Source organism: Bartonella sp. SL317, from assembly GCF_059687655.1.
The window spans coordinates 972,032-986,682 of the sequence record NZ_CM185144.1 but is presented as its reverse complement, the minus strand read 5'-3'; the positions used below and the strand labels follow the sequence as shown (position 1 = coordinate 986,682).

Genomic DNA, 14,651 nt, shown 5'->3' with positions numbered 1-14,651 from the left:
TTTTACTATCATAAAGCCCCATAATATATTATTGTTATATTATGGGGCTTTTTTTAGATGACTTTTGCCGCATGATAAGCTGCAAGCATTGCAATGTTGACAACATCAGTATCGTTTCCACTAAACGGTACAATTTGGACAGATTTTTCCAATCCAATTAAAATAGGACCAATGATAGTTGCGTCCCCAAGTTCTTGTAACATTTTGCTTGCGATAGAAGAGGCGTGATATCCAGGCATAACCAAAATATTAGCGGTCTCCGTTAATCCCATAAATGGATATTGCTGCATCAATTTGGTATTAAGCGCGACATCAGCACTCATTTCTCCATCAAACTCAAAATCAACTTTGCGTTCATGCAAAATATTAATTGCCTCCTGAATTTGCTGTGTAACCTTCCCTTTCATATAACCAAATGTAGAAAATGCCAAAAATGCAACCCTTGGCTTATACCCAAATCCACGCACAAATGAAGCCGTTTGTTCTGCTATATCGGCAAGTTCTTCCGAATTAGGATTTTCATAAACAGCAGTATCCGCAATAAACACAGTTCGGCCACGGCAAATAGCTACTGAAATACCAATCAATCGTTCTTTTGGTTTTTCATCAATTGCCCGACGTATATCAACAAGCGCTGTTTCATAATTGCGTGTTACCCCTGTAACCATTGCATCCGCATCCCCTAGTGCCACCATACACGCAGCAAAATAATTTCGATCATTATTGATACGACGATGACAATCACGCAACAGCCAGCCTTGACGCTGCATCTTTTTATAAAGATAATTCGCATAAGCATCTGTACGAGAGGAAAGCTTAGCATTGATGATAGAAATACCTTCACGCTCCAGATCAATTCCAGCAAAAACAGCCGTTTCTCTTACTTGCTCCTCACGACCAACCAAAATCGCTTGTCCTAATTTTTGATGAACATAGGAAACAGCAGCCCGCATGACCTGCTCTTCTTCACCTTCTGCAAAGACAATTTGTTTTGGTGCTTGACGAACATGGTTATAAACCCCTCGCATCACCGAAGAAATAGGATCACGTCTCGCATTCAAATCGCGCTCATAGGCATCTAAATCATCTATGTGCTTTTGCGCAACACCGCTTTCCATTGCGGCTTTTGCTACCGCCATTGAAACAACCGTAAATAAACGCGGATCAAATGGCACAGGGATGATATAATCAGGACCAAACTTTAATCGCTTTCCCCGATAGGCTTCTGCAACGCTGTCAGGAACTTCCTCATGTGCTAAATTGGCAATAGCCCTTGCCGCAGCGATTTTCATGTCTTCATTAATAACCGTTGCACACACATCAAGTGCACCACGAAATATATAAGGAAAACAGAGAACATTATTAATCTGATTGGGGTAATCAGAACGACCTGTTGCGACAATGGCATCCTGACGCACTTGCATAACCTCTTCCGGCGTAATTTCTGGATCAGGGTTGGCCATAGCAAAAATAATTGGCTGCGGTGCCATGGATTTTACCATTTCAGGAGTCAATGCCCCTTTAGCAGAAACCCCGAAAAATATATCTGCCCCTTCCATTGCTTCCATAAGCGTACGTTTATCCGTCCGAACAGCATGCGCAGACTTCCACTGATTCATTCCCTCTTTACGACCTTCATAAACCACACCTTTTGTATCACAAAGTATGATATTTTCAGAACGAAAGCCCATCGCTTTAATCAATTCAATACAAGCAATCCCTGCAGAACCAGCACCATTACAGACTAACCGCGTATTTTGCATATCGCGTCCTGTTAAAGTCAAAGCATTGAGAACACCAGCGGCCACAATAATTGCTGTACCGTGTTGATCGTCGTGAAAAACAGGAATATTCATCACCTCCCGCAGGCGACTTTCAATCATAAAACATTCAGGCGCCTTAATGTCTTCAAGATTGATTCCACCAAAAGAAGGTTCTAGATGACGCACCAAATTGATAAAACTTTCCGTATCGTCTATGTCGATTTCTAAATCAATCGAATCAATGTCCGCAAAACGCTTAAACAGTACTGCTTTGCCTTCCATGACTGGCTTGGAAGCAAGAGCACCTAAATTTCCTAACCCCAAGATAGCTGTACCATTTGAAATAACAGCAACAAGATTGCCTTTTGCTGTATAATCATAAGCGAGCGCAGGGTTTTGAGCAATTGCCTTAACTGGAACCGCAACACCTGGTGAATAAGCCAAAGCTAAATCATGCTGTGTTGCCATAGACTTGGTTGCAACAATCTCAAGCTTTCCTGGTCGACCACGACTATGAAAATCAAGTGCTTCTCGTTCGCTCGCACTGTAAATGGTTTGAGACATGTTCTGATCCTGCTCGCTCTTTTTCATCTCACATTATTTTCTCCAAAAACGGTGTAAATTTTGCTTGATAATACGTACAATCGCTCAATTTTTAAATTTGATTCATATATTAGAAATCGCTATTCTTTGCCTTAGCAAATCTGATAATGCGTTTCAATTTAGAGATAAATAAATATTGAAGTAAACAAAAAAGAGTAAAAGCTTTACTGCAAGGAAACAGGCCACGTAAAAATGGATAAAAAAAACAACCATAAAAATAATTTAATTCCGCAGCCTACTTCCCTCTCTGCTTCCTCTCAAGAACGTCTTACACCTATGATGGAGCAATACGTAGAAATTAAAGCCGTCCATCATGATTCTCTTCTTTTTTACCGAATGGGGGATTTTTACGAATTATTTTTTAATGATGCCATTGAAGCTGCTCAAGCCTTAGGAATCACACTTACAGCACGCGGAAAACATTTAGGACAAGATATTCCTATGTGCGGTGTTCCCGTTCACACTGCTGATGATTATTTACAAAAACTGATTGCTTGTGGTTATCGCGTTGCTGTTTGTGAACAAACAGAAGATCCTGCTGAAGCAAAAAAACGAGGCTCAAAATCTGTTGTGCGGCGTGATGTTGTTCGTCTTGTAACCCCTGGAACGATAACAGAAGAAAAACTCCTTGATCCAACACGCGCAAATTATTTGATGACACTTGCCCGCATAAAAACCAGTGACGGAGAAGAATTTGCTCTTTCTTGGATTGATATCTCAACAGGCATATTTCGTGTAACAGAAAGCCGCCAAGAGAGACTTTTAGCAGATATTATGCGTGTGGATCCACAGGAAATCATTGTTGCTGATTCCTTTTTTCATGATAAATCTCACAAATCACTCTTTAGTGTTCTTGATCGTATCGTTTCACCTCAACCAACTTCTCTTTTTGATACCCTCACCGCTGAACGCGATATTTGTACTTATTTTAAATTGGCAACTCTTGAAGGTATTGCGGATTATTCACGCTGCGAACTCTCTGCAATTGTAGCGGCTATTCGTTATATCGAAAAAACACAAATCACACATCGTCCTCCCCTCATGCAACCTGAGCGCCAAAATGAAAGTGCTACCCTCTTTATTGATGCCGCAACCAGACTAAGCCTAGAACTTATTCGAACGACATCAGGCCAACGGGATGGAAGTTTACTAAAAGCTATTGATCGCACTGTAACAGGAGGAGGATCTCGCCTTCTCATCGATCGCCTTATTGCTCCTCTTACCACTCCTTCAGCGATTGATACGCGTTTGGATTCTATCGATTTTTTTCTCCGTAGTCCTTCTCTTGCAGAGGCGATAAAGCTCACTTTAAAAGGGGGACCAGACATGCCCCGCGCCGTTTCACGTTTAGCTCTTGGACGAGGAGGTCCTCGTGATATGGCAACGATTCAGCGCGGCTTTGAAATCATTCGTGAAATTCATCAGCTTCTTAGTAATGAGCTCCTACCTCAAGAAATAAGTGATGTACAACAGGTCTTTTCGAACCTACCCGTTGCTTTACATCACCATTTAGAACAAGCACTGGCTGATGATCTTCCCCTGCTGAAACGTGATGGTGGTTTTATTCGCTCTCAATATCATAAAGAGCTTGATGAAATGCGTTCTTTACGGGATGAATCACGCCGTGTCATTGCTGAACTTCAAGCGCAATATGCCCGAGAAACAGATATTAAAACGCTTAAAATAAAGCATAATAATATTCTAGGCTACTTCATTGAAGTCACCAGTACACAAGCATCTGCCCTTACAAATGATCCACAAGCGAAAGCACGCTTTATTCATCGGCAAACAATGGCAAATGCTATGCGTTTTACGACAACAGAACTTGCTGACCTTGAAAGTCGTATTGCGCATGCTGCAAACCACGCCTTGACACTTGAACTGGAGATCTTTGATACGCTCGTTCAGGAAATTATTGAACAAATTGACTTTATTCGTAAAGCCGCTGAAGCACTTGCTATTTTAGATGTTTCTGTCGCTTTAGCATATCTTGCTGAAGAACAAGGCTATTGCCGCCCTAAAATTGATCATTCGCTGACCTTTCATATCACCGCAGGACGCCATCCTGTTGTTGAACAAGCGCTCCGTAAACAAGCAGCAGAACCCTTTGTTGCCAATAATTGTGATCTCTCTGTGCAAGAAAATCAGCAATATGCCGCAATCTGGCTTTTAACAGGGCCTAATATGGGAGGGAAATCAACTTTTTTGCGGCAAAATGCGCTCATTGCTATTATGGCACAAATGGGATCGTTTGTTCCCGCCACTTCGGCACATATTGGCGTCGTTGATCGCCTATTTAGTCGTGTCGGAGCTTCCGATGATCTTGCGCGAGGACGCTCAACCTTTATGATGGAAATGGTTGAAACAGCAACGATTCTTAATCATGCTAGCCACCATTCTCTTGTTATTCTCGATGAAATAGGGCGTGGTACATCAACTTTTGATGGACTTTCTATTGCTTGGGCTGCCGTTGAATATCTCCATGAAGTTAACCATTGTCGTGCTATTCTCGCTACCCATTTTCATGAAATGACAGCACTAACCGAAAAACTTGACAGACTGCATAATGTAACCATAAAGGTCAAAAATTGGAATGGCGATGTGGTTTTTCTTCATGAGGTCACACCAGGAGCCGCAGATCGGTCCTATGGCGTACAAGTTGCAAAGCTTGCTGGACTTCCTAGCGCTGTTATTACACGAGCGACAGATGTCCTCCATCAATTAGAACAAGGTGAAATGGCTGGAAAAGGACATAAACTCATTGACGATTTACCGCTCTTTTCTCTTAAAGCGACCTCTCCCCTCAACGAAGAAAATAACAAACATGATGTTCTGCACGAAGCTTTAAAAAATATTCATCCCGATGAACTTTCTCCTAAGCAAGCTTTAGAAGCAATTTATCATCTCAAACAGCTTGAAAAGAATAAGCCTCTATAAAAAATAGATGTTCTTTTTTATTCAAAAACTTTCCTAATAGGAACTCATGTGCTCTTTTTTGATGTATCTTGCAAACCGGCATCATCATTCTATTTGTCCATCCCTCATGTTACGATGAATCCTTTATGCTTGAAACAAATCATAAAAGGCATTTTTACTCTTTTCTTGAATGTTTTTTTCCACAGGGCTCTCTGCGCTTATAACACGCAAGAGAATGATTTTAATTGATTCAGCATACACAGGTCGGAAATGAAAAAATCTTACGATATTCACAATTCTCATTCAAATAGAATAATCTGTGTAGAATATCACGTAAAAGATACCCCAAAAAACAGAGTGCTTTCTTTATAAGATACATCCATTATCTCATTAAATATTACGAACCGCACCTTTTGCGGCAGAGGTCGTCATCGCAGCATAGGCTTTGAGAGCCTTTGAAACTTTGCGCTGACGTTTTTCAACCGGTTGCCACGCATCTTTTCCTTTCTCTTCCATCTTAGCGCGACGCCGCTGCATCTCACCGTCATCAACCAATATATGAATGCTACGGTTTGGAATATCAATTTCTATGATATCTCCTTCTTCAACCAACGCAATTTCTCCTCCTTCAGCCGCTTCTGGTGAAATATGTCCTATTGAGAGCCCTGAGCTTCCCCCTGAAAAACGTCCATCTGTCACAAGTGCACAAACTTTACCCAATCCTTTAGATTTGAGATAACTCGTTGGATACAGCATTTCTTGCATTCCAGGTCCTCCACGTGGACCTTCATAACGGATTAAAACAATATCACCTGTTTTAATTTTATTATTTAAGATTGCTGAAACAGCTGAATCTTGGCTTTCAAAAATTCTTGCCGGACCTTTAAAGGTCAAAATTGATGAATCAACACCTGCTGTTTTTACAATACAGCCCTCTTCGGCAAGATTCCCATAAAGAACTGCCAATCCTCCATCTTGTGAGTAGGCATGGTCCCTATCACGAATCACACCTTTTTCACGATCAAGATCTAGAGTCTCATAGCGACAAGATTGGCTAAAAGCTGTCTGTGTTGGAATACCACCTGGAGCAGCACGATAAAATGCATGGACCGCTGGTTCATTGGTTCGTTTTACATCCCAACGATCAAGAGCTTCTTTCATCGTTTTTTCATGAACCGTATAGGTTGATGTATCAATAAGTCCCGCCGCCTCCAATTCACCTAAAAGACCCATAATCCCACCTGCACGATGAACATCTTCCATATGAATATTCGCAACAGCCGGAGCAACCTTGCATAAAACAGGAACACGACGTGAAAGTTGATCAATATCTGTCATGGTAAAATCCACCTCACCCTCTTGCGCCGCAGCTAAAAGGTGCAGAACTGTATTGGTTGATCCCCCCATGGCAATATCAACGGTCATGGCATTTTCAAAAGCCTTGCGTGAAGCAATAGAGCGTGGCAAAACTGTTTCATCATCTTTTTCATAATAACGCTTAACCAATGCAACAATCTGCTTTCCAGCTTCTTCAAAAAGCATCTGTCGATCTGCATGGGTTGCTAACACTGATCCATTTCCTGGAAGCGAAAGCCCCAAGGCTTCCGTTAAGCAATTCATGGAATTGGCCGTAAACATTCCTGAACAAGAGCCACATGTAGGACAAGCAGCGCGCTCCATTTCAGCAACTTCTTCTTCTGAGTTTTGTTCTGAAGCGGCAGCAACCATGGCATCAACCAAATCAACCCTTAACTCTTGATCTTTCCATTTAATCTTACCGGCTTCCATGGGACCACCTGAAACAAAGATTGTTGGAATATTCAATCGTAAAGCAGCCATTAACATTCCAGGTGTAATTTTGTCACAATTAGAAATACAGACAAGAGCATCCGCGCAATGGGCATTGACCATATACTCTACAGAATCAGCAATAATTTCACGTGAAGGCAGAGAATAAAGCATTCCATCGTGCCCCATTGCAATTCCATCATCGACAGCAATGGTGTTAAACTCTTTTGCAACACCACCGGCAATAGCTATTTGTTGCGCAACCAATTGTCCGAGATCTTTTAAATGGACATGCCCTGGTACAAATTGTGTAAAAGAATTCGCAATCGCAATAATGGGTTTACCAAAATCCGTATCTTTCATCCCTGTTGCACGCCAAAGACCGCGAGCTCCTGCCATATTACGCCCGTGCGTCGATATTCTTGAACGGTAAGAAGGCATTATTTTTTTCCCCTCAAATAATTCCATTTTGCTTGTTGTGCTGTAACTTCACTCTTAAAACAAGAACTTTAATCTTCAAAAGAGAAAAATACCTCTCTACTGAAGCAGTTGAAACACAAATTTAAAAGTTCTGCATAAATTTTTTTATAAAATCATAAAGCTTTTATTTTTACCTGTTAATCAACATCTCATCCCAGCACAATTGCATATTTGAGACAAATATCAAAATGATTCAGTGCAACACGAACTGTTCCAGATTTTTATATGCCAAATTTAGTGGGTATATTATTATATTGCATCGATCTGTTTGCGTAACTTCTGGAACAAGAGTATAGTCTAATTGGTGAGGAATATGAAAGCCTAATTGTCAAAAAACTTACTATCTCTTCACACTTTTAGCTTTATGCCTTTCAAAAGCACCCATAGCAATATCCTAAATAATGATGACACCTTGTCTCATGCTTTTGTTTCTTACATTTTTCGATGAAATAACGCCCCTCACGAAAAACAAAATACCCTTACTTGTTCTATCAATTCACGCACCTATTTTAAACACGTACTCATTTTAAAGAAGCACTTCTTAATATGCTCTAGTCCATTTCATCACCAAACCCGTCAATGATATGACCCTATAAATAAAAAAATCTATAGAGTATACCATCTTTACACTTAACACTTATAAAGAAACAAATAGACAGCCTCATACATATCACTCATCCCCAATGTTGCGAAAATCCTTGGCCATTAAGATAATTCATAAAAGGCATTTTTACTGCCTGTCTTCAGGTACTTTTCACCTGCACGCTCACTCTGCTTATGACAAACAAGAATTTTAATTGATCCATACGAGAGAACTTTACGATTTTTGAGACTCTTATTCCAGTTGCAAAAAATCAATTATGAATAGTCATCAATATTTTATTTGAGTGAGAACGCCATATTATCGCAGACGACCAATCCTTTTTAAGAAACACACACAATACCAAAATACCGCGTGCCCTTATCAACAAAAGAAGGCCAAAACCAATAATACCGCTAAACGTCTCAATACCCTTTAATTGAGAAAAAACGGATAAAATTGACAAAAGACCCGTTTTTCTCTCATAAGGCAATTAGTGTAGCGTTACAATTTGGAGTTCATGCTCATTGGCTCCAGCAAGAGCAATAGAACGCTCATCAGATAAAATAATAGGATAACCTGTTTCACCAAAAAGTGCCCATATGGTAATGCCTGGAGTCATGGGCGGAAGATCTGGAAAGTTTTTAGCCAGATCATCTGTACAAACCTTTTTTAAATAAGCAATCTGTCCCGCATCAGAGTAGGACGTGTTCTGAAACGATAAGCTTTGTTTATGTTCTCCCATTTCACTGCTCCTTTACGCCTTAACTTTTATGACTCACTACAACTGACTTTAATTGGAATCTGTTTTATTTCTTTTTTTAATTTTTGTTGATATAGATTAATTGATAAAAGACCATTTTTCAACTCGGCATTTGTGACATTCATTCCTTCCGCAAGAACAAAGGTCCGCTGGAATTGTCGTGCAGCTATACCGCGATATAAATATTGGTGATTTTGGTTGTCTGTTTGTTTACCATGAATAACCAATTGATTATCATCGAGCAAAATATTAAGATGATTAATCTTAAATCCAGCAACAGCTAAAGTTATCCGGATATGATTTGCATCATCGTTTTTGTGTAAACGTTCAATATTATAGGCTGGGTAAGCCTCATCAGCTTTACCGATACGTTGTAATATTTTTTCTACGGTTTCAAATCCTAAAAGAAAAGGATTGGAGAAAGGTGTCACATGTGTCATTCATGAGTATCCTCTTTAAAGCGGCTTTACTTGACAAAACTCTATATTAAAGTGTTCGCTGCATTCCTCTCATATGGCGAGCGTGAATGATAACTTCAAGAGAGAAGATTAAGAGAATTCAATGCCTCAAAGTAACATAAAAACATCTCAAAATACCATAAAATTATCAAAAATGCGAAATTTATCTGGTATATTATATAATGAAGATGAAATTACAGAAATATTTCATCGTTTTTCTGTACAACGTCCTACACCTAAGAGTGATCTTATCTATACAAATAATTTTACGCTTTTGGTTGCCGTTGTCCTTTCAGCTCAAGCAACAGATGTAAGCGTTAATAAAGCAACAAAAAAATTATTTTATCTTGCTGATCAACCGGAAAAAATGGTTGCATTGGGAGAAGAAGAAATAGCCTATCATATCCGTTCAATTGGTCTCTGGCGTGCAAAAGCACGCAATATTTACGCGCTTTGCAACTGTTTAATTGACAAATATGGTGGTCAAGTTCCTAATACACGTGAAGCACTGATGGCCCTTCCAGGCGTGGGACGCAAAACTGCTAATGTTGTTTTGAATGTTGCTTTTGGTCAGCCTACATTAGCGGTTGATACACATATTTTTCGCTTAAGTAATCGCCTTGGTTTAGCGCCTGGCAAAACACCAGAAATTGTCGAAAAAAAATTATTAAAGATTATACCAACCCGTTATCTTCGTCATGCACATCATTGGCTGATTTTACATGGACGCTATATTTGTCAAGCGCGTAAAGCACAATGTACACAATGCATTATTGCTGATTTATGTAAAGCCGCAAGCAAAACAAATGCTATTCCGGCCCCTTTGATTGAAATTCAAGGCAATGGAGCACCCATTTTTTTGTAATACGGTCTTGCTATTTTGTGTATACTAGCTTATCAAAGCTTCTTTGAAGAGCCGCCCGGCAGGGCATGCCGTGGCTGTTTGAAATGCTTGTTCAAGCGTTGGTCCGTTTGAGCAAATAATTTTTTGATTGAATCAATTGATGTATGGAGTAGCAAAATGCCCAAGATGAAGACCAAATCATCCGCTAAAAAGCGGTTTAAAATCACAGCGTCAGGAAAAGTTAAAGTAGCAGCTGCAGGTAAGCGCCACGGTATGATTAAGCGTTCGAATAAATTTATTCGCGATGCACGTGGAACAATGGTTTTGTGTGAACAAGATGCTAAAAAAGTCATTCAGCATTATTTGCCGAATGGTATGTAAACCTTACGCTTTTGATTTTGAGGAGATTATAATATGGCACGTGTGAAAAGAGGTGTGACAGCACACGCTAAGCACAAAAAAGTTTTAAAACAAGCTGAAGGTTTTTACGGTCGTCGTAAAAATACCATTCGTGCAGCTAAGGCAGCCGTTGATCGTTCAAAGCAGTATGCTTATCGTGATCGCAAAAATAGAAAACGTACTTTCCGTGCTTTGTGGATTCAAAGAATTAATGCAGCTGTTCGTGCAGAAGGTCTTACTTATGGACGCTTTATTGATGGCTTATCAAAAGCCGGTATTGAAGTTGATCGTAAGGTTCTTTCAGATATAGCAATCCACGAGGCAGAAGCATTTTCTGCTTTAGTCGCTTCGGCAAAAAAAGCTTTAGAATATTTAAAAGATACAACACCTAATGCATTTGAAAGCGCTGTCAAGTAAGCCAGTCGTGTTCTCTTAAAGCATTTATTTATCCGAGGTCCCGTGCTGGCTGTTGCGAGTGCGGGTTTTCTTTTATTAAAAAAATAGGCAAAAATATGAACGATATTGAGCGTCTGGAACAAGAAATTTGTTTAGCTTTAGAAGCTGCGGGGGATGAACAGGCACTTGAAACAGTGCGTATTGCAGCATTAGGTAAAAAAGGCAGCATCTCTGAAAAATTAAAAGAATTAGGAAAAATGGAGGCGAGCCAGCGTCAAAAAGTTGGTCCCGTTCTTAATGGATTAAAAAATCGCATTTTAGAATTATGGGCACAAAAGCGTGATCTTCTAAAAAGACAAGAAATGGATGCTCGTCTTTCTCGTGAAATGGTTGATATTACCTTGCCTGTTCGCTCTTCTCCTATGGAACGGGGACGTATCCATCCTATTTCACAAGTGATTGAGGAAATTATCACCATTTACACGAAGTTGGGTTTTTCTCTCGCAGAGGGACCTGATATTGAAACAGATTATTATAATTTTACGGCATTGAATTTTCCTGAAGGGCATCCAGCACGTGAAATGCATGATACCTTCTTTTTTGATGTTGATAAAATGGGAGAACGCAAATTATTGCGCACCCATACATCACCTGTACAAATTCGTACACTGGAAAAACAAAAAGCACCGATACGCATTATTATTCCTGGAAAAACTTACCGCATGGATTCAGATGCAACGCATTCCCCCATGTTTCATCAAGTCGAAGGTCTTGTCATTGATAAAACCTCCACTATTGCGCATATGATGTGGCTGCATGAAACCTTTTGTAAAGAATTTTTTGAAGTCGCTTCTGTAAATATGCGTTTTCGTCCCTCTTTTTTCCCTTTTACCGAACCCTCTATGGAAGTGGATATTCAATGTGATCGTTCTGGTTCAGAAGTAAAGTTTGGAGAAGGACAGGATTGGTTGGAAATTTTAGGATGCGGAATGGTACATCCTCATGTATTAAAAAATGTTGGGTTAGATCCCGATGAATATCAAGGTTTTGCATGGGGAATGGGCATTGATCGTATTGCTATGTTAAAATACGGTATGCCTGATTTACGCGCTTTTTTTGATGCTGATCTGCGTTGGTTAGACCACTATGGCTTTCGTTGCTTTGATATGCCTGCTTTTTTTCCTAATAAAAATGTGTGATTTTAGTCATCGCTTTCATGTGAGGTTTTAAAATGAAATTTACATTGTCGTGGTTAAAAGATCACCTAGAGACAAACGCATCTTTGGATGAAATTTGTGAGAAACTAACAGCTATCGGTCTTGAGGTTGAGCACGTTGATGATCGCTCTTCTTTAAAAGGATTTGTGATTGCAAAAGTTTTAACGGCAATAAAACATCCTGATGCAGATAAACTCCAGATTCTATCAGTCGATACAGGAACTGCTAAACCTCTACAAATTGTCTGTGGAGCACCAAACGCGCGTGCTGGTCTTATTGGTGTTCTTGCATTACCAGGCACTTATGTTCCAGGACTCGATGTGACATTATCTGTAGGAAAAATCCGCGGTGTTGAAAGTTTTGGAATGATGTGCTCACAAGCAGAGCTTGAATTATCAGGTGAACACGATGGCATTATTGAACTTCCAGAAGATGCACTTATTGGGGGTTCATTTGCAACTTATGCCGGTTTAGATGATCCAATCATTGATATTGGTTTAACCCCCAATCGCTCTGATTGCACAGGTGTTCGTGGTATTGCACGTGATCTTGCAGCCGCTGGAATCGGACAATTAAAAGAATTGTCTTTACCAAAATTTGAAGCTTCCTTTGACACTCCTCTCGATGTTTCATTCGATTTTGCGCAAGATTCATCGTTATGTTTAGGCTTTGCTTGGCATGAGGTACGTAATGTTCAAAATGGCCCATCACCACAGTGGATACAGCAGCGTTTGAATGCAATTGGTTTAAGACCGATTAATGCACTGGTTGATATGACCAATTACATCTGTTTTGACCTTGGTCGTCCGCTCCATGTTTTTGATGCCGATAAAATTAAAGGAAATTTGTCTGTTCGTTGTGCTCGTGAAGGGGAACAACTTCAAGCATTGAACGGAAAAACCTATCATTTGAGCGTTCACGATTGTGTGATTGCCGATGAAGAGGGCGTTGTTTCGATTGCCGGTATCATTGGCGGTGAAAGGACAAGCTGTGATGAAACAACACGTCGCGTTATCATTGAATCGGCGCTTTGGGATGCAAAAAGTATCGCACATACAGGGAGAACATTAGGGCTTATCAGTGATGCACGTTATCGGTTTGAACGGGGCGTTGATCCAGTTTTTATGGAAACAGGACTTGAGCTTGCAACAGAATTTGTCTTACGTCTTTGTGGCGGTGAAGTATCCAAGGAAAAAATTGTTGGCTATCAGAAACAAGAAATCAAACAGATCGCTTTTCCTTTTTCTGAAATTAAACGTTTGACACATTTGGAAATAGAGCCTGCAAAAGTCATCTCTATTTTAACAAAGCTTGGATTTTGCGTTGAGGGAAAGGGAGATGTCGTTACAGTAAAAGTACCATCATGGCGCCCTGATATTATGGGTAAAGCCGATTTGGTTGAAGAAGTCATGAGGATTTATGGGTTAGATAAAATTAAACCTATTCCTTTGGAAAACTTCGCAGAAGGAAAAGATCAAGTTTTAACAAGCGTGCAAATTCGTTCACGAGTTGCGCGTTTGACTTTAGCCCATCGCGGTATGAAAGAAGCGGTGACGTGGTCTTTTATCCCTGAAAATCAGGCTCTTGCTTTTGGAGGAGGTCAAGCCGAGCTTAAATTAGTCAACCCTATTGCCGCTGATATGTCCGTGATGCGTCCTTCTCTTTTACCTGGATTGCTCATAGCTGCCCAGAAAAATGCTGATCGTGGTTTTTCTGATCTTGCTTTGTTTGAAGTTTCTAGCATTTATGAAGGTGATACCCCTGATAAACAACGACGTGTTGTGAGTGGGATTCGTCGTGGCACAGAGAAATTTGAAGGGGCTGGGCGTTTTTGGAATGGAAATGCAACAGCTGTTGATATTTTTGATGCCAAAGCAGATGCTTTAGCCGTTTTAGAAGCATGCAATATAGATATTGGAAAAGTACAGATTGAAGTTGGAGCCCCTGATTGGTATCATCCAGGCCGTTCAGGAGTCATAAAACTTGGTTCAAAAATTATTCTTGGTTTTTTTGGTGTTCTTCATCCAGCAACCTTAGAAAAATTAGATGTTAGTGGTCCTCTATGCGGCTTTGAAATTTTTCTAGATCACACTCCAGAGCCAAAGAAAAAAATAACGAAAAGCCGTCCTCCTTTGAAATTATCGCCATTTCAAATGGTGCGGCGTGATTTTGCATTTATCGTTGATAAAACAATTGCCTCTTCGCTTATTGTTCGTGCTGCTCAAGGAGCCGATAAAAAACTTATTCATTCCGTACAAATTTTTGATCTTTTTGAAGATCAAAGCCTTGGTGAAAATAAGAAATCTGTTGCTATTGAGATTGTTATTCAACCGATTGAACGCACCTTGACAGATAAAGACCTAGAAGAAATTGCTGCAAAAGTGATAGAAAATGTCACTAAAATAACAAGCGCTTATCTTCGTCGTTGAGTCTTTTCGGAATGA

Annotated in this window: 10 protein-coding genes; 6 read left to right on the top strand and 4 right to left on the bottom strand. The window is 40.0% G+C overall.

Features of this window, described 5'->3' with window-relative positions; all coding sequences use genetic code 11:
- Positions 1–53: 53 nt before the first annotated feature.
- Positions 54–2,354, bottom strand: coding sequence for an NADP-dependent malic enzyme (locus AC6ER9_RS04475; RefSeq protein ID WP_497075173.1), 2,301 nt, complete (start codon positions 2,352–2,354; stop codon positions 54–56).
- A 204-nt stretch (positions 2,355–2,558) separates the two neighbouring features.
- Here AC6ER9_RS04475 and mutS point away from each other — a divergent pair, with 204 nt between their 5' ends.
- Entirely contained in the window at positions 2,559–5,303 is a 2,745-nt protein-coding gene (mutS, locus tag AC6ER9_RS04470; protein ID WP_497075172.1) for a DNA mismatch repair protein MutS, read from the top strand.
- 369 nt (positions 5,304–5,672) lie between these two features.
- Here the strand turns inward: mutS and ilvD are convergent, their stop codons facing one another.
- The 3 genes from ilvD to AC6ER9_RS04455 all read right to left on the bottom strand — a co-directional run bounded on the left by ilvD (position 5,673) and on the right by AC6ER9_RS04455 (position 9,333).
- Positions 5,673–7,511: a dihydroxy-acid dehydratase gene (ilvD, locus tag AC6ER9_RS04465; RefSeq protein ID WP_497075171.1), complete on the bottom strand. Its 1,839-nt coding sequence runs from the start codon at positions 7,509–7,511 to the stop codon at positions 5,673–5,675.
- Between the two features lie 1,112 nt (positions 7,512–8,623).
- Entirely contained in the window at positions 8,624–8,875 is a 252-nt protein-coding gene (locus AC6ER9_RS04460; protein WP_005774433.1) for a BQ00720 family protein, read from the bottom strand.
- 26 nt (positions 8,876–8,901) lie between these two features.
- Positions 8,902–9,333 carry an Hsp20 family protein gene (locus AC6ER9_RS04455; RefSeq protein WP_497075170.1) on the bottom strand — a complete coding sequence of 144 codons (432 nt, stop codon included), beginning with the start codon at positions 9,331–9,333 and terminating at the stop codon, positions 8,902–8,904.
- A 121-nt stretch (positions 9,334–9,454) separates the two neighbouring features.
- Here AC6ER9_RS04455 and nth point away from each other — a divergent pair, with 121 nt between their 5' ends.
- From nth to pheT, 5 genes are all read left to right on the top strand, one after another.
- Positions 9,455–10,216 (top strand): endonuclease III, encoded by a 762-nt coding sequence (gene nth / locus AC6ER9_RS04450; protein ID WP_497075169.1) that lies wholly within the window; start codon positions 9,455–9,457, stop codon positions 10,214–10,216.
- Between the two features lie 156 nt (positions 10,217–10,372).
- Positions 10,373–10,576, top strand: a complete 204-nt coding sequence (gene rpmI, locus AC6ER9_RS04445) for a 50S ribosomal protein L35 (protein ID WP_142416223.1) — start codon at positions 10,373–10,375, stop codon at positions 10,574–10,576.
- Between the two features lie 33 nt (positions 10,577–10,609).
- Entirely contained in the window at positions 10,610–11,011 is a 402-nt protein-coding gene (gene rplT / locus AC6ER9_RS04440; protein WP_497075168.1) for a 50S ribosomal protein L20, read from the top strand.
- A gap of 95 nt (positions 11,012–11,106) precedes the next feature.
- Entirely contained in the window at positions 11,107–12,189 is a 1,083-nt protein-coding gene (gene pheS / locus AC6ER9_RS04435) for a phenylalanine--tRNA ligase subunit alpha (RefSeq protein WP_497075167.1), read from the top strand.
- Between the two features lie 32 nt (positions 12,190–12,221).
- Complete coding sequence (pheT, locus tag AC6ER9_RS04430; RefSeq protein ID WP_497075166.1) at positions 12,222–14,636, top strand: phenylalanine--tRNA ligase subunit beta; 2,415 nt, start codon at positions 12,222–12,224, stop codon at positions 14,634–14,636.
- The last annotated feature ends 15 nt before the right edge of the window (positions 14,637–14,651 follow it).